Below are 26,582 nucleotides of genomic sequence, written 5' to 3' on the forward strand. Positions count from 1 at the left end.
TTGTTGCGATGTATTTCAAGGCGCGGATACAAAAGAACAGATACTCGTCTATACTGTACTGTGAATCTACTCTAAGAGTTTTATTTATTTTATAGAGGAAAAACCGCGTAAATTCTGCTATAATACTATATTAGAAATTATAAAACCGATTTAGATTTTCAATGTTCTGTACATTAATTCGTATGCATTATTGAAATGTGTAGGACTGAATATAGAGCAGAGGAGGTACCTATGGAACTCATCACTACGACATTAATTGAACGAATTCGCAAGGCGCTGATCAAACGCTATGACAGAGATCAGCAGATTCAGCAGATGATTGAGGAAATCGGTACTGAAGAAGGACTCAATGAAACCGAATTGGCTATCGTATATCAGGCTTATCTGGAGGTTAAGGAGCGCGTGTATTACACGTCCACCTTGGTTGATCTGTGGAATCAGATCGACGAGGTGCAGAACCGGATGGCGCTGCTTCACACGTACGAATCTCTGGAACAGGATCTGTTCGGTGATGTCGTGGGACATGCTTACGATGATGGTACCGTAGGTCATGGTATCGGCAAGGGTGTCGATAATCGTCACGATGCGTACGCTATGGAAGAGGTGCAGCTCGAGGATGTGCCGCTTCAACATGATACGACGGTGGGTGTAAATCACATTAAATTGAATGAACTTCATGCGATGGGCGGTTTGTTTACAGGTGCCGGTGAAAGCATCGAAAAAAACGCCGATATGGATGATTTGGATGAAACATCCATAGAGCATATGCACGCGGAGCCGTTGCAAGGTGTGGAATCACTGGAAACAAAACATGTACATGATTCTGCGGATGCTTTCAAAGAAAAACAATCCTCTCTATCAGAGCATAAAAAATCTGATTTCGATGACGAAGATAATATTGATACATTTGATGCAGATGAATCATATGATGGGAAGAGAGATTTCAAGAAAACCGATTCGGAAGACGAGTCAGACGAGGATGTATCCATTGATCCTTTCACGGCGGTGAATGCCCTGTTGTTCGGTAAATCCGATATGGATAGAAAAAAGGGTCAAAAGAAACTGGAAAAACTCATCAAAAAACAGCTGAAGCGCGTTGATAAAGAATGGGCCCGCATTAACGGCACTGACGGAAAATCAAAGAAATCGAAGGATAAAAAAGAAAAAGATAAGAAAGATAAAAAGAATAAAGATAAAAAAGACAAGTTGAAAAAGTCCAAGGATAAAAAGGACAAGAAAGATAAGTCGAAAAAAGACAAATCCAAAAAATCCAAAGATGAAACATTCACATTCAAAGATGATATATCTAAGTCCAAATATAATAAATCCAAGGATGAAAAATCCAAGTCTAAAGGTGACAAGGATAAGTCTATAAAGGACGGTAAAGGCGAAAAAAAGTAAAAACGATGGTTTTGCGGTCTGCTGGTGAAAAAACGGCGGGTGCCGGAACTGTCGACCGCGGCTGCGGAAAATGTAAGCGGTGCAGGGGGAATAGGTGTAAGAAGTATCCCCTATGATGCATGATTATAGAGTTTGATGAGTAGATACGAGTAATAGAGAGGTTACGATATGAGCCGATGGCAGAGATTATTTCAGGGTATAGCGGATGAGATCAGGATTTTTATCTTCTTCTCCCTATTGTTAACCGTATTTAGAATCGTATTTCTCATTAAATTTCAATCACAGCTGGCGACGGCATCGATGCATGATGTGCTGATGTCGTTGTGGCTCGGGTTCCGGTTGAGTCTGAAGACGGTCGGCGCTCTTTGCTTATTGAGCTTTGTGGGCGGCACTTTGGTGCACACCTTTGTATCGAAATGGCCGTCATTAAAAATCAAGAAAATCATTTCCTCTATCGCCGTCATTTTACTGACATTACTATTTTTTGGACGAATTCCGTTTTATACAATCTTTAATTCATCTTACAATGCTATGCTCATTAACGGCAAGAATGATGATGCATATGCCATCGTTAATACGGCTGTCAATGAATATCATGCTATTCCGTACCTCATCGGTGCCCTCATTGTAAGCGGTATTTTATGTTGGTTATTGAATCGGATGTTGCGTCCCGTTACGATACAGTGGACTCCGAAAACAAAGATTTCACAATGTTTGACGGGCATAGGAATTTTCCTCGTCTTCGGTCTCGTATTTCTGACATTCCGATTCGGCGGGGCTTTCAGCTATACGAAATCCATTAACTGGGAAAGTGCGGCGCGCCTTAATTCCAATTTGTTGAATGAAACGATTCTCGACGATGTACAGGCGCTGTATCGTGTTAAAAGTATCGCTAAACGAACGGCGGAGCTTGAGGTCATCGACTTGACGCCGGCGGAACTGAATGAAAAGATCAAGGTCATCGGCGGAAAGTCTAACGGCAGTACATTTGATGCGGCTTTCACAAAAACGGTGACTCGTCAGCGATTACAGGAACAGCCGCGGTCGATTAACGTCATTTTAGGTGAATCCTATGGATTATGGCCGTTTTTGCCTGAATATAACGAACCTGGCGTATATCTCGTCGAACAGGGCAGAAAATATGCGGCCGATCCTCAGGCGATGAGCACGCACCTGGCGTTGGCTCAGGGAACGGGCACGATGCCGGCCATTAACGGACTGTTGACGGGGATGCCCGACACGGGATTATATCCGAACTATGAAAATCAAAGCTTCGTACAGTCTTACGGTCTCGGTATCGGTCCCGTCATGAAGAAACTGGGATACAAAACGGTGTTCTGGTATGGCGGATTCAGCACGTGGCAGAATGTGAAGAATTTTGTTTTATCCCAAGGTTTTGATGAATTCCACGATGCGTCCGAGATCCCCAGCGATGAAGGAAATGCGTGGGGCGTGGCGGATAAATACCTCTTTAAGGCCATTTCCGACTATATGGATCAGCACCGGGGCGAAAAAATCATCAATGTCATCATGACCACGTCGAATCATCCGCCATATAATGTGGATGTCGCTAAGGAAGGCTTCGATGTCAATAAGGTTAAGGGTCATTTGCCGGATTCCATCGCTGAAACGGATAAACAGTTAAATGAAATGGGGCATATCTGGTATGCCGACCATGTGATGGGCGAATTTATCGGTCGCGAAGAGCAGCAGGATCCGACGGCGCTGTTCGTCATCACCGGCGATCATAGTGAGCGTTTCAACTTTGCTCACGATGTGGGACTGAATGTGGCGTCTACGATACCGATTATCTTTTACGGTCGCGGTATTCATAAAGACTGGCTTGCGCCGAATGCGTTCGGTATGAGCATCCAGATTATTCCGACACTGGCTGAGCTCGCAGGTCGTGAAGGACAGACCTATGAAGCGATGGTGCCGAGCCTGTTCAGCCAGGAACAGTTTGTCTTCAATCATCGCTTATGGCTTGATAATAACGGTAAGGTATCGGAACAAAACTCACAGATGCCGGCGGCGTACGGAGATGTGATCAGGACTATGCGGGAACTGGCGGCATGGCGAATTAAGCACGGGAATGGCATTGAGTAAATATATAGAGAATTTATAAAGAAGAGAAGTCAGGATTATATGGGTGAACAATTTTTTCTATCATTACAACAAAATATTAAATTATTTATTTGGTTACCCATACTATGTGCTATATTTCGAGCAATTTTTATATGGATGTATCATCCGTATCAATCCCTAGCGGGTAAAGGAAAGATTATCGGAGAATGCTTTCGTTTCGGCTTTTGGTGGGGCCTCGATATCAATGCGTATCAACTATTGATTCTGCTTGTATTAGGGACCTTACCATCATTACTCTTTCCTGATTTACAGACTATTTTACCCCTTATTATCAACGTGGTGGTGAGCTGCATTATATATGCCGCCTTTACGGGAAAACTCATATTCTATAAACATTTCAATGATACTTATAACTACATGGTTCATTATGGAGCACATGCGGATAAACATAATTTGATTGATATTTTCTTTAATCAGGACAAGGGCGGATGGATTGTTGCCGGATTTATTCCCATGGCGATGATCAGCTATTTTGCCAGCATGATGTTGTTGGCGTTGCCGACGATTCCTTATCCGTCTTTTGAAAGTACCCTTACCGAAGGTTTCGGTATTTTTGGATTTTTAGTATTGTATGTGTTGATTTATTATTGGTTACATTACGGGGGAACCTTAAATCATCGTAATAAGCCTGAATGGGACGTAGTTCCTACCATAGTGAAAGAGGATATTTTCTTTGCGAAGGCTACTGTTGATGATTTGGAGGCTCTTAAATTAGTGCGTAAGAATCCGTTGCAGCCGGAGCAGATGAAAACCGATGATGAACTGGCTCAAGATATTGATCATATCGCTATAAACGATTCATGGCGTTCATTAGATCATCCGTTACATGCTTTTAAACGCATTGCATCGGGTCCGCGCATTACGAAACCGAAACATATTTTCTTTGTTGTCGGTGAAAGTATCACGCAATGGTCTATGGACCCGTTATATGAATCTTTTAATATTTGTCCCGGGTTAAAGAGATTTGCCGAAGATGAGCATACATTGACCGTGCCTAATTTTTTACCTGCCGGCAATGTATCTCGTCCATCTATTTCAAGTCTCATGAGCGGTATTTACGATAGCGGCATGGAGCTCAATGAAAAAGAGCAGTTTTGGCATGAAACATTACCGACTGCGCTGGCTCATCAGATAAAGAAATTGGGATATCAGACGATATACTGGTATGGGGGCAATTCGTCCAGTGGAAATTTTACGAAATTCGGCAAAGCCCAAGGATTTGACCGCATTGAGAATGCGACTGCATTTTGCGGACCTAAAGCACCGCAGACATGGCTAGGTGTGTATGATCACGTATTTTTAGCGGAAACAACACGTCTTATCAGTGATATTGATGAGCCTACATTCCATTTTGTATATACCACAACGAATCATGGTCCGTATAAATTACCTGATACATTGCTTGATTTTGATGCTCATCGTGATTTGCAAGGTGCAGGGGACGATATCATCAATCGCAAAGCCGATAACAAAGGATTAGCGACGTATAAATATTGTGATAAGGCAATTTTTGATTTTGTAGATGCGATGAAAGCAAGATTTCCGGACAGCCTGTTTATCGTAACCGGAGATCATTCCGCATTATTCGGAGAATTTAATAACACGTCGTTCTTACACCGTGACTATACGGTGCGCGAACGCTTTAATACGGTATGTTATATGCAGCATCCGGAGTTTTCCAGGGATACTTTCACCACATCCATCGGCACGCATTTAAGCCTGATGCCGACCATAATTGAAGCTATCGCTCCGAAGGGATTCGAGTACTATTCTATTTTACCGTCCTTATTTGAAACGCAGCCGCCGGTATATGTAACACCATATCAATGGATTACGGATACCATGGTGGGCGATGTTCGTGAGGATTATGGGCAGTATAACGTATACGGTCGTGATCCGGTGGAATACATCAGACCGATTGATAATCATGCGGATGAAGCCAATCGCTGGCGGTCGCTTTCAACATGGCTTATGAAACATAGCAGACAGAATGAGGGAGTATAGTATGGCGACATTAACAGTTATAATTCTGGCGAAAAATGAAGAGCAGAATATCAGGGATTGCATTGCAACGGTAACGTTCGCTGATGAAGTGCTGGTTATCGACGATTTCAGTTCCGATGCGACGCCTGATATAGCACGTTCTATGGGGGCCCGTGTGATACAGCACGCCATGAACGGTGACTGGGGCGGACAGCAGACCTTTGCTATCAAAGAGGCCAAGTCAAAATGGATTCTTTTTCTCGACGCTGATGAGCGCATTTCACCGGAACTGGGGCGAGAAATCATTGCCGCAGTAAAGCGGGATGAGCCAAAAGCATATTGGATACAACGTAGAAATCGCTTTCACCATAATGAGGCGACGCATGGTGTATTGCGTCCCGATTATGTATTGCGCTTGATGCCTGCTGAAGGAAGTTATGTCGAAGGATATGTACATCCGGCTATTATTACTCCTTATGAAGAAGCTAAATTGACGGGTCCCATGTATCATTACACCTATGATAACTGGCATCAATATTTCAATAAATTCAATAACTATACAACATTGGCTGCTGAAAAATATAGAGATGCCGGTAAGTCCTGTTCGTTCGTTAAGGATATACTTTTGCGTCCTCAGTGGGCATTTTTTAAGGTCTATGTGTTGGATAAGGGCTTTTTGGATGGAAAGCTGGGTTTCATTTTATCCGTAAATCATTATTTTTATACGATGATTAAATATGTAAAACTCTATTATTTGTTGAAGTCAAACGGAAAGCTATAATCAGTAGATAAAATTATAAATGTGACGATAATTATATCTTTCATTTATATTCCTGGAGTTATATAATTCGTAAGAGAGGATCACATCAATGCGTGTCGCTATTTTGGAAAGCATCATTATGCCCGCCGGTCATGAGGTGGAATTTGATCGCATCATTATTAATGAATTAAAACGCCAAGGACATGAGCCTGTATTGATGGTACCTGAGAATTTTAAATTTAAGGTCGATTACGGTGTAGATGTAATATATCTTGATGGCGGAGCGGTGGTTACCTATGCAGGGGCTGCCAAGTGGAAAAAGCCGTTTCTATCACTGCTTCGGGAAAAACGCCGTCGCGCCTGGTTCAGATCGGCTGCGCGAAAATTAACGGACCATAATTGTGATGCCCTCATCATTCCTACGGCGACATATCGTTATGTGAAAGCTCTTTTAGATACATTCTTAAAAAATGCGGCGGTTCCGATACATCTTATTTTTCATGGTATCGGTAAAGGTGAAAACAGGAGATTTCTCACACAGGCGGAACGGGCGAGTCGATATGAGAATATTTATTTAGATGTCATTACCTTGCGTGACGATATGCTGCGCTCCGATTTGCCGCGTGTGCGAGCTGTTGCACCGCCTGTATTTATGCCGTCCATAGAGAAAAGACCGGCTTTTACGACTCACCACCCGTTGCGATTGGGCTTTTTTGGGCAATTTAGAAAAGAGAAAAATATTATTCCGTTGCTGGATGCTTTTAAAAGCGCTACCTTTAACGGTTCCGTGGAATTACTGGTCCAAGGGGCTACGGCAAAACCGGAGGACGGAGAACTGTTTGATTCCATTGCCCGCAGTTATGCCGATGTAGAAGGGCTGACCTTTCTGCATGCGAACTTGATCGGTCCTGAATGGGACCGAGCGCTGCTGGATGTCGATGCTATTTTGATGCCCTATGGTGCTGAGCGTTATCGTTATCATTGGAGTGCCATGTTGTTTACGGCGATAGGATTCAATAAACCGGTTCTCGTGTCCCCTGAAATTAATCCCGAGGTGTTGCAACAGTATCGTGTCGGTGAAAGCATCGATGTTTCCGACGTTGATACAATTCGACGCGGATTAGAGCGCTTCGTTAATCAAATGATAGAAAATCCTTCCGTTTATCAGGAAGGATTACAGCGGGCTAATGAGACATATAGCCATAGGCGTATGATACAATCAATGTTAGAGGCATAAATTTAACGAATATATCGGTATATAATATATCCGCATTTATTATGAATAAATCGTTATTTATTATAGATGATATCATCATAGATAATAAATAGTTATAGATAAGATAGTATTGTAGATAAATTATTAATCATATCAGTAAATAGGAAAATAAATAGAAAAATCTGTATCTTAAGAAAGCTATACGTACTATATCTTATACGATGCCATATTTGAGATACATGCATATAGTATAAAGTAATCGTAAGGAGCGTGTATGTTTCAATATATTAAAGGTCAATGGAGTAATGGCCGTGCTATTTACGGAAAAAAGAGCTGGCGTGAAACGCGTCGCGTAATCCTCCATTTTTTGCGCACTGTTTTTCATAAGCAGGAAATCATGGAGTATAAAGATTTCTTTCAAAATTATAAGTCTGACGCTCATATTCTGGATAAACAGGAAGGTCTTTATGAGCTGATGAGTCGTATCTTTTTATTTAAAGAGTCCACCTTGCGCGAGCGAATTGATGCGGTGAAGAACCATTTTACAGCGTTGGAAAGCGTTTTCACGCCGGAAACGATTGCCATGTTATACAGTCCGGATGACGCAAAGCCGGAAGCGTTGAAACAGGGAATCCTATTGTGGCAAGATGAATCGTTACATATGACGGCTCATCTTAATTTTATGACGGGGCAGCGTAAAGAAGGCTTATTTACGATTTTATTAAAGCTCGGTGATGAAGGTGTTTACCATGCGAATGTTCGTCTGGGGAAAGGCTTAAATGGAGAGTCGGCCCTATGGATCGGGACTGTTCAGGGCTATAAAGACGGTTTAGAGAATGCCAAGTATATTACGAAAAAAATGTTTGGGTACAGACCGAAAAATTTTATTATCTTTTTGGTTCGGGAATTGGCGAAATATTGTAAGGTTGAAGCCATGTATGCGGTGTCAGATGAAGGTTTTTATGCCAACACGCATATGGTTCGCGGTCATAAGGCGAAGGTCGCTGAACTTGATCCGTTATGGGAGGATATCGGCGGCGTTATAACCGAGGATCCACGCTTTTATAAGATCCCTTTAGAGGAATATCGTAAGCCCATTGAAGAGATCAAATCACAAAAACGCAGTCAATATAGAAAGCGTTACGAATTATTGGATTCATATGAGGTTCAAATCAGGGATAATTTGAAACCGTATTTATTAAATAATAACCAGTAGGTTTCAATCAGTAATTAGTGTGAGTATAAAACTTGTGTACAGAGAGTTGAGTTGTTATATTTAAGCATAGGAAATGATTAAATAGGGGAATTATATGCGTATATTATTAGCAAACTTGACGAAAATGGTGGGCGATACAGGAGGATTAGCAAAGGTAACGGCGGCTTTTGCTAATGAAATGCATCATCGCGGTCATGAAGTAAGTCTTGTCTATAGCGATGTTAAGAAGGGGCAGTTTTACTATCCTATCGATATGGCGGTGAGAACCTATGATTTATGTCATTATGAAGGTCAGTCTATAAAGATTCCTCTGTGGTATAAGCTGAAGCGCGAGCTATTACGTTCAGTTGATACTCGTAAGGCTCGTGGCGTAAATAATGAGTTTACATCAAATTATTTACTGGATAATTTGCGATCCGTATTGGAACGGACGAAGCCGGATGTGATTGTATCGTTTCAACCGGCCGCCTCTAAGGCTTTATTGCTCGATTTAGGTGTCACAACTCCTGTTATTACGATGAGTCATGGGGATCCGGAGGATTACTTTCACATTTATCCGATAGAAGAGATTTCCGCTGTTGAAAAAAGTACGATAAATCAGGTGCTATTGCCGTCCTTTGGGGATCATATTAAAAATCATATACCGGATGCACGTATCGTCGTTATCGGTAATGCGATTTCACAATATGATGAACAGGCGGATTTAAGGTCTGACAAGAATAGATATAAGATTCTGTTTGTCGCACGGTTAGATAAAAATCATAAACGTCCTCATCTGCTGCTGGAGGCATTTGCTCCATTAGCAAAACGATATCCCGATTGGGATGTGGAAATTTGGGGGCAGGAAGATCGCAAAATTTATAAAAAAGAACTGGATCGTATCGTAGCTAGGGAAGGCCTGCAGGAGCGCATCCGCTTTATGGGAACTACGAAGGATATACCGGGTGTTCTTAAGCAAGGCGATTTATTTGTGTTTCCCAGTGCATACGAAGGGTTCGGTTTATCGTTGGGGGAAGCAATGAGCATGGGACTACCTGCGATAGGGTATAAGAGCTGCTCAGCGGTGAATGAACTCATTATAGATGGTATGAACGGGATACTTTGTGATGACGGTGTTGCACCGTTGACAATGGCATTGGATCGATTGATGGGAGATCGAGAGCTGCGAATCCGGATGGGTATGCAGGCGCGGGAATCAATGAAACAATATGCGCCGGAACTTATTTGGGATCAATGGGAGTCATTGCTATTAAATATAGGGAAATAATAAAAGACTTTTCGGGAGATAAGCCATGACAGATAGAAAAAAAATATTTATCACTACCGGCGGTGGTGTAGGGGACCTGATCATGTTTACGCCCGCATTGCGGCGTATAAAGGAATTACATCCGAATTATGAATTGACGATTCTGACAAAACAACAGACGGTAGATGTGATTAATCGAATACCCTGGATCGATCATGTTATCGGCGTTAAACGTGGCATCTTTATGTCGCGATTTCGCGCATTGGAAGATTTATATGGGCAGGATGTGGCTGTTTTTACCGACTGGCAACCGCACCTATTACCCTTTGCATATATTTTCGGGATTTCTGAACGGATAGGAAAATCGAGACTCAGTAATCCAATCAGCCGATTATTGACGCAAACATTGACACATGATGTGATGAGCGAGACGAGATATGCGGCGGAAACAAATGCACTGCTGTTTGCGGAAGCGTTGCATATTGAGATACCGGGTGATATGACACATCCTGATGTTTCCATGCCGACCGACGAAGAAAAACAGGCTATATATGATAGGTGTAAGCAGTTTGGTGTAGATTTACATCATCCCTTTATACTTTTGACACCGTACAGCAGTCGATATGAACGGGATTGGCCGGTCGATTATATCTATGAATTCATTGAATTGGTAAAAGCGAAATACAATATGCCTGTCATTGTAGCGGGTATAACAAAAGAAAATAATGATAGATTGCAGAATGTACCATATAATGTGATAAATCGGACGAGCTTTGCGGAGTTAGTCGCGCTCATAGGATATTCGACTTGTCATATAAGTGTGGATAGCGGTCCTATGCATGTATCGGCCGCATTGGGGAAGACGGTGATTCCTTTATTTAACAAGGATTTACCGTCTCGTTGGGCCCCTAAACATCATTGTTATCCTATTTATTTAGGCGACGATTCTTACAAGGTATATGGAGATCCGATGCCGTTGGTCAATCAGGAAGACTGGTCGGATATAAGAAATATTACACCTTATATGGTGTGCAATGTATTGGGATATTTAGAAAATAGGAATAGTGTATAATTAATTAGAAGACTTATTGGGGGAGACATTAAAGATATAAGTCATGTGGGGTTAATATGGGGAGTCAAACATTGAATATAGAACGGTTAGATAATATACAGTCGTCATGTCTACTGCTATTTACGATTTTTTTGATGGTCAGCAGTTTTAATGCAGGCTATAGTATTTCGCTGGCGATTTTGATAATCTTTGAACTATATCGGTATTTTAATATAAAAAATAAGCAGCCCATGATTATAAGGTCTATGATGCCGCCGAAAGTGATTTTAAAATTATTCGGATTATTTTTTGGTGCTCTCTTGATATCTGCGGTATATCACGGGGGAAGCACGATTCATAGCACATGGAAATATATATATTGGGCTTTTCCTTTTATTCCGTTATTTTATAGTTATGTAAAAGATAAAGCCGAGTTGGCATTTTTCATGGGATCCTGTGTTGCACTATTGATATTATCTGTAAAAGGGTGGATGCAGATTAGAGATCTGTTCCTTGATATTCAAGTGAAGTTATGGCGCGTGACAAGTATGTTCTCAGCCCCAAACGATTACGGGCAAATTGTTGAGCAAGTGTTACCCGTAGTCATCTTGGGCTCCATATGGGTTTTCTATAAATGGAAAACATCTCATGAAAAGATATACTTATATTCATTTGTAGTTCAAGCGGTAACGATTATACTTTCGTTGATACCGTTTATCGCTTCTTTTTCTCGAGGAGCGATGGCCGGATTTGTCGGCGGCGGATTATTTGTAATTATCTTGTATAGTGTTATTTCGATAAAACGATATATAAAATACATACTCGTAATTATGTTGAGTATCTTGGCTGTTGTGAGCGGTTTTTTTGCTTTGAATAAAGTCGCTGATTCTAATATGAGATCCATGTTGCCGTCCAATACAGTACAGGCATCGTTAGTTTCTAATATACCAGATGAGTTTTTTAATCATCATAGCGATACAGGGACAGATATTTCCAGAGTTTATGATAAAGAGCGGTTACTGATGTGGGAATCATCTTATAATATGTGGAAAGACCATCCTGTTCTAGGGGTTGGATTTGATCAATGGCAGCAACAGTATGAAAAACATTATATTATGGATAGTGCGGAAGAACGGATTGTTCCAATGCCGCATAACAATACGGTATATTTTTTCTCCACAACTGGTATAGTCGGAGGTATTGCGTATATTGTTTTTTCAATAGGCGTATTGATATATTTTGTAATTCAAATGTATAAAAATCCTCAAAATATTTTATTACCGATTATGATCTGGATGTGGTGTGCGATTATGGTTCACGGTCAAGTTGATTCAGGTATTACAAATAAGTTTGTTATGCATATACTATGCGGAACAATGGGGCTCGTATGTGGTAGCATAAAGAATCATCCTATCAATAACAATTACAACTAATATATATAGGTAAGATCTATATTTTCATGGTTTTATGCTACTTAATATGGTACAATGTGGATAATTGTTAGTATATTCTGGTTTTATAGAGAGAAGGTTGTTTTCTTACTGAGTGTTAGTGGAGAAAACAGCCTTTTATTATTATCTGAGGTTTTATAAATGGGGAATTATAAAAACTATCACTTAGTAATCAGCAAATTTATATTAGCCTGTTTTGATTATATAGGCATCGTATTGGGGATTTTGAGTGCGTATTATCTGCGCCTGTCGTTTACATACATACCGCTTCATTCCAATTTTAAGATTGAAGATATCTATGTATATGCCGTTATTCCTGCTATCTTTCTATTTGTTTTGCTGTTGAATAACGCATATTCCGTAGCCGCACCGTATTGGGATACAATCAAGGCCATTTTTCGCAGTATCACCATTAGCATCGTGGTATCTATCGTGCTGATGTATACGGGTCATGTCACAAATGATGTATCAAGATTATTTGTCGGTTTTTCATATATCTGCATTTTACTGTTCGTATATCTTTTCAGATTTTTTATTGGCAAAGCATTATCTTATTTGGGATATTTAAATATTCCCGTGTTACTGGTCGGCGCCGGTAAGACGGCGGAGCTCGTGAAAAGGGCGTTTGATCGTATGCCGATTTCAACGTATAAGATTATCGGTTTTGTAGATGATAATCCGAAATCCGCCAGTATTGCAGCGGAGTATGAATGTCTCGGTACATTCGATGATGTAGAAGACGTTATTAAGGATACGGGGGTCCAAACGGTTCTCATCTGTGCACCCGGTCTTGAGTCAAAAAAACTGGTATCCTTGGTTAATCGGCTGCAATTACTCGTTAAACGTGTGGCCTTCGTACCTGAGCTGTTCGGATTGCCGGCCAGCAATATTTCGGCTCGCGGTATGATGGAGGAACAGGCTGTCGTATTGCGGGTGCAGAACAATTTAGCTCGTAAGTCCAACCGCATTATGAAACGCATCTTTGATATTGTGGCCACCGTGTGCGGCGGCATCTTGATCTTGCCGATTATCGCTGTCGTGGCGGTGTTGATTTACCTCGATTCTCCGGGACCTATCGTGTTCGGCCATAAACGGGTCGGTCAGGGCGGTAAGGAGTTTTTCTGCTATAAATTCAGATCCATGGTTCCCAATGCACAGGAAGCGTTGGAGATTTATTTAAAAGAACATCCGGAAGCTCGCGAAGAATGGGAACGGGACTTCAAGTTGAAGGATGATCCGCGCATTACAAGAATCGGAAAATTCCTGCGCAAGACCAGCCTCGATGAACTGCCGCAGCTATGGAATGTCCTCATGGGCGATATGAGCCTTGTGGGACCGCGTCCTATCGTTCGAGATGAAATCGTAAAATACGGCGATTATATCAATGATTTCTATCTTGTACCACCGGGAATTACAGGTGTGTGGCAGGTCAGCGGTCGCAGTGATACTACCTATGAAGAACGAGTTCTTATGGACTCCTGGTATGTACATAACTGGTCTGTGTGGATTGATATTGTATATTTATTAAAAACGGTGTTGGCCGTAGCTAAATCGAAAGGTGCGTATTGAGGGAATATATCAATTTTAAGGAGGCCGTATTATCATAGGAAGTCATATGAATACATATCTTATTTATATTGCTCATGGTATTGGTGATTTTGTTATTGCCGTACCTCTTATACGTAACATTAAGGAACAAGATCCTACAGCAGTCATTGATATTTTTACATGTTCTGATAAACATCGCATCGGACTGAATAAAATTATGGCACAGCTTCAGGGAGATATACGGCATTGTTTTTACTATACAAAGGTAGAACCGTTTCATTCCTTGAGATTTTTGATGCAGGCCGGATATAAATCCTATGATTATGGAATCGTATTGGAACACTTTAATTCCAAGTATATGTCCGCATGGCCAAGTAAAATTATTAAAATTTGTTGTAAAACAACGATAGGTGCGCATAATCCTTATAATAGTGCGATTTATGATCGAACTATAGAACGTCCTGATCGATACTATATTTATGATTTAGAGAATGATATTTTGGAGCAGTTGGGGCTTTCTCGAACTATACAGGAGCGGGAGTTTTATGCACTTGATGTATCACCTTCGTCGAATCGAATTATAGAGAATCATCCATCTATTGTATTTTGTATCGGATCTGGACATGTGGCAAATGAGAAACTTCATGATCCTTACGCTTTAAGTTTAAAATCCTGGCCTACGAAAAATTGGATATATCTTGGAAATGAACTTATCCGAATGGGTTATCAGGTTATCCTTATCGGTGGAGCTATGGAAGAGGGAATGATTAAACCTTATTTAGCGGAATTGGACCGAGGAATTGTCAGCTTTATTGGAAAACATTCTATTAAAGAAAGCTTTCAGGTAGTTCGCGAAGCGGATCTTGTAGTAGGTGTCGATACGGGACTTATTCATGCCGCATCACTGCAAGGTACGCCGACGTTAACCCTATTCGGTTGTACGGATCCTGTTATTGTTCGGCCGTTTGGTCCATATAGTCATATTATATATAATCCTGTAGAATGTTCTCCATGCCTCGGAATGGATCAGTCTTTTACATGTACTGAGAATCGATGTATGCAGGGGATTACGGTGGATACTGTATTGCAAAATATCAGACAAATAGTAACGCCATAAAAAGGAGAAATGCCGTGGATAGTTATTTACTTCTATTAATTACCTATGTGGCATTAGTGCTTATAGGTCGTAAAAAATGTAATTTAGATATTATTTCCCCGGCTATGATTACGCTTATATCGTTGACGGTAGTTATCGCTTTGGGCTATTGGTATCGTTATGAAATGGAAACAGATTTATATTTTTATACGTATATAGTTATGGCTTGTGGCGGTATTGCAGTTTTAGGTGCAGGATATGCTGTGACTCGATGGGCGAGTATCAACTGGGGCGGTGTTGAGATATCTGATTCATTCCGAGATACCGATACGTATGTATTAGCAAGCCGTATACAATCATATAAATTATTCCAATATACATCCGTATATATGATTTGGTTTATTATATTTTCATTATTTTGTGTTTTTTTGAACACCTCTGGTGACGCAGATGCGAGTCGTATGGCTCAATATCGAGATATTATCTTATATCCTCATTTACACCCCGGTGATACGAAATTTATTTTTATAAATTCTCAATTTTATAAAATTGCTTGGGCTTTAACATATACATCGGCATATGTCGCTATTTATAATGGAGTTATATTGAATAAGCCTATATTTAAAGGCACAGGATTAATAACTACGGTAATTTTTTTCTGTATTGGCAGCTCTATTGCTATGGGGGCTCGACAACCGGCAATTGAAATCTTTATTTTTATGATGCTGACATACTTGTTCTTACTTGTAAAAGAACATCGATACAGTCAAATCAAGAGCTTTCTTTATAAATTGATACCTGTTATGGCGGTGAGTCCGTTTTTGTATATACTTTATGGTATTTTGGTAGGACGCCACGATGGTAACAATGTGACATTACAGCGTATTACCGAGTTGTTAGCCGGCGGTATTTATGCTTTGAATAACCATATCTGGGAACCGGCACGAACTATTTATTTCGGTCAATCCAGTTTTGCCGATGTGTATGATAAACTTATCAATATTGGATTATTACCCGAATCAGCACGCATGGCGTATCATGAGTTTGATAAATTCGGCAATACCTTGTCTTTATATGGACGGTGGTATGAAGATTTCGGTATTATCGGTGTTGTTATTATGAGTATTATCGTAACCGCCATATTTACATTGGCGTATGAATATTTGCAACGTCAATCTAACGGTAAAATCATGACCCATGTTTGGACGGCTATATTTATTACTGAGTTAATTTCTCTTGTTTGGGCAGGTTATGATGATCGTATTCGTGCTCTGTTGGCATTTTCTCAATTTGTCATCATCGTACTTACCGGAGGATGTATTTATGCAGGGTATTGTGTAAAAAGTAAGCGATAGTAATGAATGTATGGATAGATGATGAGGTGGCATATGAATATTTCCGTAGGGAAAAAAGATGTTATATGGTCTTATGCAAGTATGGCCCTTACAATGATTGTAAATCTGTTTTTGCTGCCTTTATACATTTATTTTTTTACACCCGATATGGTAGGTCTCTGGTATATATTTATCAGTATCGGATCGATCGCGTTACTGTTTGATTTCGGATTTTCTGTTACCTTTGCCCGCAATATCACATATTGTTGGAGCGGCGCCTCTGAACTCAAGAAACAGAATGTGTCCTTTTCGAAGTCAGGAGAGGTCAATTTTCCGCTGTTGAAAGTTGTCCTTACCGCATGTCGTCTGATTTATGCCGTATTAGGCGGCATAGCGTTGCTATTGATGTTGACTGCGGGAACATACTATGTAGGAACATTGGTGGATAATTCCTCAAATACGGAAGTTTATGTAGCATGGGGAATTTATGCGACGGCTATTTTTTTGAATCTCTACTATAGTTATTATATTTCTTTCTTACGTGGTGTCGGTGCCATTACTTTGGCAAATAAAAGCATTGTATATGCCCGTTTATTACAGATGATTGTAACTGTTGTACTTCTGTTATGGGGCTTCGGTATTATCGGTGCCAGTACAGGTTATTTATTATATGGTTTGGGATTCAGACTTTTTGGCAAGCGATATTTTTATCAATATGAACGAATAGGGCAACGGTTACGAGATGTTGTAGATACTGTTGCAGTATCCACGATAGATATATTCAGGACGATTTGGTATAATGCATGGCGTGATGGCATAGTATCTATTTCGAATTATGTATCTACACAGGCTACTATTATTATTGCTTCAATGTATCTTAATTTAACTGATACGGGTATATATTCTATTACTATTCAGCTCACGACCGCTGTTGCCGTTGTAGCAAGTACGCTATATAATACGTACCAGCCGGCCTTTCAAAATGTATATATTACAAAGAATATAGAATGCTTGAAGGAGTTATTTTCCTTTTCCGTAACTTTATTTATCGTTATATATTGGATTGGTATTATTGGATTATGGATTATAGGGATACCGCTTCTTAATATGATTAAACAGGGTTTCATCATTAATGATGCGATTCTGTGGGGGGCAGCGTTTATGCAGTTCGTTATTTATTATCGAAATTGTTATACATCTTATTTTTCCTGTACTAATCGTATCATTTATGTGAAGAGTTTTATTATATCTTCCTTTATTGGTCTTATATTATCGATAGTATTGATGCACTATTTGGCATACGGCATATGGGGTCTTATTGGCGGTACGGTTATATCTCAATTAGGATTTAACAGTTGGTATTGGCTATACAAGGCACATGAGGAACTGGGAATTTCTTTGTGGCAATCTTTATGTCTCGGGATGCGATATACAGTAGGTAAATTAAAAAGGAATTATTCATGATGGAGAAACCTATTCGTGTTCTACAGGTTATCGGTATTGTTGCCGGTGGCGGGGTGGAATCGGTCGTAATGAATTATTATAAACATATAGACCGTTCAAAGATACAGTTCGATTTTGTCGTTCATGATGATAATGTTATTGATATTACGGAAACTGTAACGGCTATGGGGGGCAGGGTTTATAAAGTTCCGGCATACAATAAAAATATACTGGGCTTTATGAGCGGGATCTATCATATCGTGAAGAAATATCACTATAATATTGTGCATTGTCATATGACTACACTCGGTGTATTTTCTTTGGGTCCGGCATGGCTTGCGGGAGCAAAAATTCGTATTTTACACGGCCATAGTACGACCGTTAAGAGTGAAAGAAAACGAAATATGATGAAAATGATATTACGCCCGTTTTCTACCTTTATGGCAAATCGATACTTTGCCTGCAGCCGTCTTGTAGCGAGATGGTTATATAAAACTGAAACAGATGTGCAGATTATCAATAATGCTATTGACGTGGACCTTTTTCAATATAATGAAAGCTATCGGACTGCTTTGCGTCATGAACTGGTGTTGGATGATAAATTTGTTATCGGTCATATAGGGCGGTTTATGTATCAAAAGAACCATGATTACCTTATTCGACTGTTTCAATATGTGGCAAGTCGTATTAAATCTGCGCATTTAGTTCTTGTAGGCGATGGCCCGTTACGGACACAAATTATGAATCAGATTGATGAGCTCGGCTTAACCGATCGTGTAACTTACTTAGGATTACGTAATGATGTATATCAATTGTATAGTGCTTTTGATGTGCTCTATTTACCGTCCTGGTATGAAGGATTAGCTGTAGTTGCTGTTGAATCACAAGGGACAAATTTACCGATTCTTATGAGTGAATATGTAACAGATGAGGCGGTTATTGACCCTATGTTGGCACAGTGCATCGGTATCACTGATGATGATATGAACAGCTGGTTGGTTTCTACGGAACAAATTTTTCAACATAGACGAGACCGTTGTGGTATCAATAACTGCATTAATACGAAAGGCTATAATATTCAACTGGAAGCTAAACGCTTAGAGGAGTTATATAGTGAGTATTGTAACGGCTAGTGTAAAAAAATTGAATATCTTAGTGGAGATTATGCATGGACTGGGCGATACAGTATGTGCTTTATCATTATTAAAAGCTTTACGCTATTTATATCCGATGTCGCATCTTACAGTGCTTTGTAAAACTAAGGCCGGTCAAGATATTATTGAATCGTCTGATATCTTTGTTAATGAGATAATAGTTCTGGATGTTTATAAGAATATATTTGATACGATAAACGTGATTCGATATTTACGGCAGCAGCATTTTGATATAGGTGTCAGTGCATGTATCACACCGGTTAAGAAATCACAACTATTCATGAAAATTTGCGGTGTGCGGCAACATATCGGATTTCAGGTATTGGGGACGAATAAATTTGATTATGATATGCATTTCGTAGAAGCTAATGTGGCAACATTAGGTCTAGATTATAATGATCAATTTAAACCGCAATTATATGTTGATGCTTTCAGTGATACAAATATAGCACATTATTTTAATCATTTAGATATGGAGCTACCTGTTATCGGCGTCTGCATCGGTGATGCGGATCCGTCACTCACCAATCGATGGTTGCGAACGGGACGTGTTTTCCCGAGATCTTGGGGGATTACACGTATAGCCGGATTGATAGAGTTATTATTAAAGGCAAAATATCAAGTGGTTCTGATCGGAGGACCACAGGAGGTTCCGTTACTGGAGCATTTAGAGGCATATTTAGATAATCCGAAGGTTGTTAATCTGGTAGGTGTCTGTAATATACGGGAGAGTATGGCGGTAGTTAAGAGATGTACCTGTTCCGTCGGTATTGATACGGGTATGCAGCATATAGCGGGGGCTTTGAATGTACCGACAGTATCTATATTCGGACCTACAAATCCTAAAAATCATGGTTCTTTTTCCGATTGCAGTTATTTTGTTGAGCATGATATAGACTGTAAATACTGCTTTGGTACAGATAATTATATTCATTGTAATCATCGCCGATGTTTAACGGAGATTACACCCAATCAAGTGTTGGATGTGATACAAAACGTAGTTTTGTCATAGTATATGAGGTGTTAATATGAATTTAGAGCTACATCCAATAATAAATAAATCTTATGATGATCATGTAGATACACTTTCAAAAAGTAAAAATCAATTAAAAGAACTTGAATTTATTGCTGCTGTATGTAAATCAGCGTTATCTAATGGCAATAAAGTCCTGTTTTGTGGAAATGGGGGTTCGGCAGCTGATTCTCAACATTTAGCGGCTGAGCTGGTAGGGCGTTATAAGAAAGAACGTAAATCCTTGCCATCTATTGCATTAACAACTGATACATCAATCATAACGGCAATTGCCAATGACTATGAGTATAACACTATTTTTTCGCGACAAGTAGAGGGGCTTGGAAAGGAGGGGGATGTATTAATAGGTATATCTACATCGGGAAATTCAAAGAATGTCATTGAAGCAATAAAATTAGCTAATCAAAAAGGTATAATCACAGTAGGATTTACTGGCAATGATGGCGGTCAAATGGCTGAATTTTGTAAATATATGTTTAATGTTCCCAGTAATATAACTGCGCGGATTCAGGAAATGCATATATTGGCCGGTCATATACTATGTGAACTCATAGAGGAAGACTATTAGATCTGAAGATATAAATTTAACCTTCAATGTGTAACATACCGACATAGTATAAACTTTCATCGTATCGTATACTATAGGTAAGATGCGACAGTATGCCCCGTGTGCAGGTGTCTGACGGTTCGGTATATTTCGCACGCAAGTGATTTGGCGTATTTTGCCGCCGGTGGCTCGGCATATTTCGCCCCCAAAGGTTTTAGTTATAGTTTGTCCCGAGGAGGTCCTCATGTCTCAATATGAATTTATCGATAAACGTGTGCCGATTGCGCTCGACAATCCTTCGATTTATCATGACATCTCAAAATGTAAGAACTGCACCTTGTGCCGTCGCGCTTGTGCGGACGTGATGAGCGTGCTCGATTATTACGATCTCGATGCGAACGGCGACGTGCCCGTATGTATTCACTGCGGTCAGTGCGCGGCGGCGTGTCCGTTCGATTCCATGCATGCCAAATCCGAGCTTGATAAGGTGAAAGCAGCCCTCGCGGATCCCGATAAAATCGTTGTCATCCAGACGGCTCCGGCTGTGCGCGTGTCTATCGGTGAAGGCTTCGGCTTCGAGCCGGGCACATTCCTGGAAGGCAAAATGGTCGGCGCTTTGCGCGCTCTCGGTGCCGATTATGTGGTGGATACGAACTTCGGTGCCGATCTGACTATCATGGAGGAAGCGTCCGAGCTCGTAGAACGCCTCAATAAGGGCGGACAGATTCCTCAATTTACGAGCTGCTGCCCTGCGTGGGTACGCTTTGCGGAAATCTATTTCCCTGAACTCATTCCGAACTTGTCGTCCACGCGCTCCTGTATCGCTATGGAAGCGGCTATGATCAAGACGTACTTTGCTGAGAAGAAGGGCATCGACCCTCATAATATCGTATCCATCTCCGTCAACCCTTGTACGGCTAAGAAAGCGGAAACGAAACGGGAAGAAGAAAATGCGGCGTCTCGTTTCTACGATGACGAATCCCTCGGCATGGATACGGACATCTCCATTACGACTCGCGAATTCATCCGTTGGATTCAGGAGGAAAATATCGACTTCAACGCCGTTGAGGAATCTCAATTTGATGAACTGATCGGCATGGAAACCGGTGCGTCCATCATCTTCGGTAACACCGGCGGCGTAATGGAGGCCGCTATGCGTACGGCTTATAAACTCATTACGGACAAAGAACCGCCTCCATACGCGTTGACTCATCTCGAGGACGTACGCGGCATGCAGGGTGTGAAAGAAGCGACCGTTCAGCTCGGCGACGATGTGACCTTGTCTGTGGCGGTTGTGCACGGCGGTAAAAACGCTCGTGATTTCCTCAACGCTTTGAAAGAAGGCGACAAGCATTACGATTTCATCGAAGTCATGGCCTGCCCGGGCGGCTGCATCGGCGGCGGCGGTCAACCGCGCACGAAATTGCCGCAAGCCGTAAAAACGAAGGAAGCCCGCATCGGCGGACTGTATGAAGCGGACGAAAACTATAAATGGGTCGCTTCTTATGAAAACCCTGAAATTCAGGCATTATATAAGAACTTCCTGGGTGAACCGTTGGGCCATAAGGCGCATGAACTGTTGCATACACATTATACGGATCGCAGTGCGGTGCTCGGCGATCGCAAGGACGTAGTGCCTGAAACATGCCCTACATCCCCTAAATTCAAAGGATAAATGTAAGCACTTTTCAATATCCGATGAATGTTTAGTAGTGTGTAACACCACGAAATTAGGCGCAAACGATCTAATCTCGTTATGGAGTTCAATATCTGATGAATTCCTGGCCATGAGTAATGGAGAAGCTTTGTCATATTAACAATCACATAAACCGCTGTAGGAACCCTATGGGCTATTGTGAGTAGATTCTCTGACGTTAGACAATACAATTAATTAGATAGCACATCTAATGGTTTATCTGACGTTAAAGAGTACATCATGTAGATTCCATAGGGTTTTGTTATGATATAAAACATAGTCTCATCTTGGATATAGATGCTAAAATATTAATGAATATTGATAGTAAAACATATTTTATTGTGGTATAAAATATATTCTCATTTCGGTCTGTCAATTATGAGAATTTAGTATAGATATGTTCAATATGCATGAGGAAATGATGAATTATATAGTGTATAATAGTAATACATAATGTCAAATGGATATGATGGGGTCGTATTCTTTGGGAGAACGTTAGCGTACATTGTGTGGTTAGAGAGGGCTACAGGCCGAATGGACGTTAGTAAACCGAAGGGAACTTTCACAAGGAACGGACAAGTTCGTTGTATATTGCGGATTGTGAAAGTACCTAATACCTCTTTGGTTACGTAGGTAATGGGGCACTACGGTGCTAATGAGGAGTTTTGTGTACGCATGAAAAGTATAATTCAGCGAGTCATTTTAGGGATGGGCGTAATCCTGACAGTCATTTTGGCCGCTTCATGTAAACATCAGAATACGGGGAGCGAAGGCATTCGGCAGTTCTCGTATCGCGGATTGGTGGCTTCGGATAAACCTGTCACGGAAAAGGTCGATACATGGCTGGATGCTATGTCGAGAGAGGATAAAATCGGACAGCTCATGATGATCAGCCTGCATGGTACCGAGCTGGGGCAGTCGCAACGGGACGTCATTCGTAAATATCGGGTGGGCGGTATTTTGTTGACCAATGAGAACCTGATGTACAAGAACCAGGTGAAAGCTTTCATCGAGGAGATTCATCAGACGGCGGTGACATCGAGCTTGGTGACGCCGTACATCGCAATCAACCGGGACAAGGTGGAACGCAGGGGCGATATTTTTTTGCGTCTGCCCGAGGCGTCCAAGATGGGACAATATTCGATTGACCGCATCATCAATCTTACGACCCGGTCCGCTATCGAATTGCGCGATATGGGCTTTAATCTCGTTATCGGACCTAATGCGAATCTGGGGGTGCCGCATATTTCCTATACGGCGGACCCGACATGGGCGGGTCATATCAATTTGGCTATGGCCGAGCGCTATCAGATCAATCATATGTGGTTCGCTTACAATTATTTCCCCTCGTTGGGAACGGGGGACCGCATGTTTTCCTCCGCTGATGAGACGAAGGACTACTTGAGCGATAATGATGTGGCCGTATTCAAGCGCCTTGTGAAACAGACGACGCCGAATACATATATGGTCATGGTCAGCCATGCGCAGTTTCCCGCCATCGACAGCGAACATCTGGCGAGTTCATCAAAGTCGATCATAACGGATTGGCTGCGATCCGACCTGGGTTATGACGGCATTATCATGACGGACCGCATCGATGTCGGTGCGTTGCAGTCAAATCAGAACATCGGCGATTATGCGGTGGCGTCCGTCTTGGCCGGCAGCGACATCATCCTTCTCGATGCGGATACGACGCATATCGATGAGGTACATCGCGCTTTATCCCGCGCCGTGGAAAACGGAGACATTTCCGAAGAACGACTTAACGCATCGGTAAGGCGGATTCTGTCCATGAAAATGCAGGAACATGCGGACTGAAATCTGTGGTAATCTTTTACGTGTAAACTACTATATCGTAATATACTATATCGTAAACTACTATATTACGATATAGTATATTGCTGCATTCACGGCGCTGCCTATTACTGGTTATTCAGTAAAAGCGGCTATACTTTTACCAATACAAATCCCGATATTGAACTGATAACCCTGGAAAATATGTATAAAATCTGATTAATTCCTGATTTGTCATAATCCTCTTTCCGCGTTAAGGTGTAGTCAAGCGCTATGCCCGGGCAGGAAAGGAGATTATGTTAATTTCTGATGAATTACCAAATATTCAACGGTGTCAGTCGCCGGAGAAACATACGGATCGTCCGATTTTGCAGACCATGGTGTGCTCGCCGGAGGTGTTGGCATCGATTACGGACGAAAATCTGGTGCGTATATGTCAGCGCCGGAATATGCGGGTGCAAACCGTGCTGTACCAGCCGTGGAGTCCCGATGAAATTCATTATGATGCGGCACAGATCGAGCTGTGTCGGCGGTATCGTCCGCTCATTCTGCATTACACGAACTTCACGATGAATCGCGCGTTCAGAGAGGACCTTGAAGGGTATCTGTGGGCGGTTCTCGTGGACTCGATTTACAGCTATGATACGGAGGGGCCCGTGCCGTTTGCAGGTTTTGTGAAAGCCGGCATCCGATACGGTCAGATGAATTACTTCAAACATCAGCGTCGTCAGTGGCAGCGGGAAATACATCTGCCGGATACGACGACGGACGGTGACGAAAAGCAGCTGGCCATGGATCAGTTCGCCTCCGCGGATTGCGTGGAGGACGAGGTGTTGAACCGGGAGATGGAACAGCAGTTGCGGCATCGTCTCGTATGGGCCTTGTCACGCCTGACGGAAACACAAAGGTCTTTACTGCGTCAGGTATATGGCGACTCTAAAAGCTTTACCGCCATCAGCGAAGAACTGAATTGCAGCCGTCAAGCGGTGCAGCAACGCCACGAACGGGCGATCAGGAAATTGCGAAAATATCTGACAACGGATTTTGAGGATCTGGCGGATTATGGCTCGTAGGGGTTATAAGATTTTATAGTCGTTATATCGGTCTATATCGGCCCATAATGACCGTAACGGTTCATAGCAGTTTATGATGGCTAGACTGATTCATATCGGTTTATAATGTTTTATAGATATGCATATTATATACGTTTTGCGAATTCGATGCGTAATTAATGTCACATCAAGTAATCATTGTGTTTACAAGATTATAACAATATTTAATAATACATAAAATTCTATAGTTTTCCGTATATATTTACAAAATGTGTATGGAGGTATACAATAGTTTTAACAGCGGATCATTGCATGCGGATCTGCTTTCACAGAACACGTGTTCATTATTAATTGCATAGGAATGTTCCTTATTTTATTAAGGAGGATGTTTAGATGACATCACATGACGGAGTTGCAGAATTGATGATCTCTCGTTTATCACAGGGAGAGGATTTGGATTTGGTATATGCGAATCCCGAGAATCACATTGTTTGTCTTATTCCAACCTATGAAAATGGCGCGGACAGTACGTTGTGCTATTATGTCGATGGTCGGCAGGTTCTCATCGACAAGCCGATACGCCTTGTTACACGCGAGTTGGCTCTGAAAGAAGGCTTACGGCCGGGCTGTATGTTGAGCAGCGACGGTCATCGCAGTGCGTACACGGCGCCGCGGATCTTTGGACCGCATATGACGCTGGCCCATATTAAATGCCGTCGTTCTATCGGTAAAGACGTGGTATACGGCCTGTTCAACGTGGCGATTCCTTATGAATATCGGGTCGAAGAGGGACCGCAATCGGATACGAGCTATATCCGCGTGGCGGACTTTGAACCGATCCTGGTGTACCAGTCGCCGGCCCAGGTGCGCCGCAAACTGGCGGAAGCCATGATGGAACACTGCCATTACGTACGTAAAATGATGGCCCGCATCAAAATGAGCGGCAACCCGCACGTCGTGGCGGAACTCTTCATCGCCTGGCGAGACCTCACGACATAAGACCTTTGACATAGATCATTCGGATCATGTTGTCGAGAGGGGGCGGGCGTATAGGTGAAAGCTGTGTAATTTTGATGTTGTGTAAGTGTAAATATATATAAATGAGAAAAACCATCCCTTGAGAAATTGAGGGATGGTTTTATTTTTGTAGAAAAAAGATGTTTAGAACTTGATTATATTAAATTTCAAATCTTTTCATGAAAAAATGATGAATTTTTAAGTTGTTTTATGCTAGAATGAAATTAATTATACAGGTATGGTTTCGGTTTACAAATTATGTTTGGTTAGGCCGAAGGCAATAAAAAATCTCAATCCTTAAGGATTGAGAGTAGATGCCCTACGTCGGGCAGCCCGAAGGCACTGTAAATAAATTTGTATTTGAACTCGTAATGTAATTCTGTAAACCTCCAAAACATT

20 protein-coding genes are annotated in these 26,582 nt (G+C 41.4%); all 20 read left to right on the top strand.

Annotation, left to right across the window (positions count from 1 at the left end; genetic code table 11):
• Positions 1-231: 231 nt before the first annotated feature.
• Complete coding sequence (locus tag CKV62_RS00070) at positions 232-1,401, top strand: transcriptional regulator (protein ID WP_095064633.1); 1,170 nt, start codon at positions 232-234, stop codon at positions 1,399-1,401.
• A 168-nt stretch (positions 1,402-1,569) separates the two neighbouring features.
• Positions 1,570-3,507 (top strand): LTA synthase family protein, encoded by a 1,938-nt coding sequence (locus CKV62_RS00075; RefSeq protein WP_095064635.1) that lies wholly within the window; start codon positions 1,570-1,572, stop codon positions 3,505-3,507.
• A 39-nt stretch (positions 3,508-3,546) separates the two neighbouring features.
• Entirely contained in the window at positions 3,547-5,550 is a 2,004-nt protein-coding gene (locus CKV62_RS00080) for an LTA synthase family protein (protein ID WP_095064637.1), read from the top strand.
• A 1-nt stretch (position 5,551) separates the two neighbouring features.
• Positions 5,552-6,310, top strand: coding sequence for a glycosyltransferase family 2 protein (locus CKV62_RS00085; RefSeq protein ID WP_095064639.1), 759 nt, complete (start codon positions 5,552-5,554; stop codon positions 6,308-6,310).
• Positions 6,311-6,398: 88 nt separating this feature from the next.
• A complete protein-coding gene (locus CKV62_RS00090) occupies positions 6,399-7,526 on the top strand; it encodes a glycosyltransferase family protein (protein WP_095064641.1) in 1,128 nt (375 codons plus the stop codon).
• Positions 7,527-7,779: 253 nt separating this feature from the next.
• The gene (locus CKV62_RS00095) at positions 7,780-8,721 is read left to right on the top strand and encodes a VirK/YbjX family protein (protein WP_095064642.1); all 942 of its coding nucleotides are present in this window, start codon (positions 7,780-7,782) and stop codon (positions 8,719-8,721) included.
• 94 nt (positions 8,722-8,815) lie between these two features.
• Positions 8,816-9,988 (top strand): glycosyltransferase, encoded by a 1,173-nt coding sequence (locus tag CKV62_RS00100; RefSeq protein WP_095064644.1) that lies wholly within the window; start codon positions 8,816-8,818, stop codon positions 9,986-9,988.
• A gap of 25 nt (positions 9,989-10,013) precedes the next feature.
• Positions 10,014-11,039, top strand: coding sequence for a glycosyltransferase family 9 protein (locus tag CKV62_RS00105; protein ID WP_095064646.1), 1,026 nt, complete (start codon positions 10,014-10,016; stop codon positions 11,037-11,039).
• Positions 11,040-11,299: 260 nt separating this feature from the next.
• On the top strand, positions 11,300-12,451 hold the full coding sequence (locus CKV62_RS00110) for an O-antigen ligase family protein (RefSeq protein ID WP_231968331.1): 1,152 nt from the start codon (positions 11,300-11,302) through the stop codon (positions 12,449-12,451).
• Between the two features lie 159 nt (positions 12,452-12,610).
• On the top strand, positions 12,611-14,038 hold the full coding sequence (gene wbaP / locus CKV62_RS00115; protein WP_095064650.1) for an undecaprenyl-phosphate galactose phosphotransferase WbaP: 1,428 nt from the start codon (positions 12,611-12,613) through the stop codon (positions 14,036-14,038).
• A 46-nt stretch (positions 14,039-14,084) separates the two neighbouring features.
• Entirely contained in the window at positions 14,085-15,134 is a 1,050-nt protein-coding gene (locus tag CKV62_RS00120; RefSeq protein WP_095064652.1) for a glycosyltransferase family 9 protein, read from the top strand.
• A gap of 14 nt (positions 15,135-15,148) precedes the next feature.
• Entirely contained in the window at positions 15,149-16,468 is a 1,320-nt protein-coding gene (locus tag CKV62_RS00125; RefSeq protein ID WP_095064654.1) for an O-antigen polymerase, read from the top strand.
• Between the two features lie 33 nt (positions 16,469-16,501).
• Positions 16,502-17,911 (top strand): O-unit flippase-like protein, encoded by a 1,410-nt coding sequence (wzx, locus tag CKV62_RS00130; protein WP_169835167.1) that lies wholly within the window; start codon positions 16,502-16,504, stop codon positions 17,909-17,911.
• Positions 17,908-19,023, top strand: a complete 1,116-nt coding sequence (locus CKV62_RS00135) for a glycosyltransferase (RefSeq protein WP_095064655.1) — start codon at positions 17,908-17,910, stop codon at positions 19,021-19,023. Before wzx ends, CKV62_RS00135 begins: the two co-directional genes overlap by 4 nt.
• The gene (locus CKV62_RS00140) at positions 19,004-20,056 is read left to right on the top strand and encodes a glycosyltransferase family 9 protein (RefSeq protein WP_095064657.1); all 1,053 of its coding nucleotides are present in this window, start codon (positions 19,004-19,006) and stop codon (positions 20,054-20,056) included. Before CKV62_RS00135 ends, CKV62_RS00140 begins: the two co-directional genes overlap by 20 nt.
• Before the next feature lie 16 nt (positions 20,057-20,072).
• A complete protein-coding gene (gene gmhA, locus CKV62_RS00145) occupies positions 20,073-20,645 on the top strand; it encodes a D-sedoheptulose 7-phosphate isomerase (RefSeq protein WP_095064659.1) in 573 nt (190 codons plus the stop codon).
• Positions 20,646-20,868: 223 nt separating this feature from the next.
• Entirely contained in the window at positions 20,869-22,299 is a 1,431-nt protein-coding gene (locus CKV62_RS00150; protein WP_095064661.1) for a [FeFe] hydrogenase, group A, read from the top strand.
• Between the two features lie 696 nt (positions 22,300-22,995).
• Entirely contained in the window at positions 22,996-24,138 is a 1,143-nt protein-coding gene (locus CKV62_RS00155; protein WP_095064663.1) for a glycoside hydrolase family 3 N-terminal domain-containing protein, read from the top strand.
• Positions 24,139-24,410: 272 nt separating this feature from the next.
• Positions 24,411-25,187, top strand: coding sequence for a sigma-70 family RNA polymerase sigma factor (locus CKV62_RS00160; RefSeq protein WP_095064665.1), 777 nt, complete (start codon positions 24,411-24,413; stop codon positions 25,185-25,187).
• Between the two features lie 372 nt (positions 25,188-25,559).
• Positions 25,560-26,165, top strand: a complete 606-nt coding sequence (locus tag CKV62_RS00165; RefSeq protein ID WP_095064667.1) for a hypothetical protein — start codon at positions 25,560-25,562, stop codon at positions 26,163-26,165.
• Positions 26,166-26,582: the final 417 nt, after the last annotated feature.

It is taken from the genome of Veillonella rodentium (genome assembly GCF_900187285.1).
GTDB classification, from domain to species: Bacteria; Bacillota; Negativicutes; order Veillonellales; family Veillonellaceae; genus Veillonella; species Veillonella rodentium.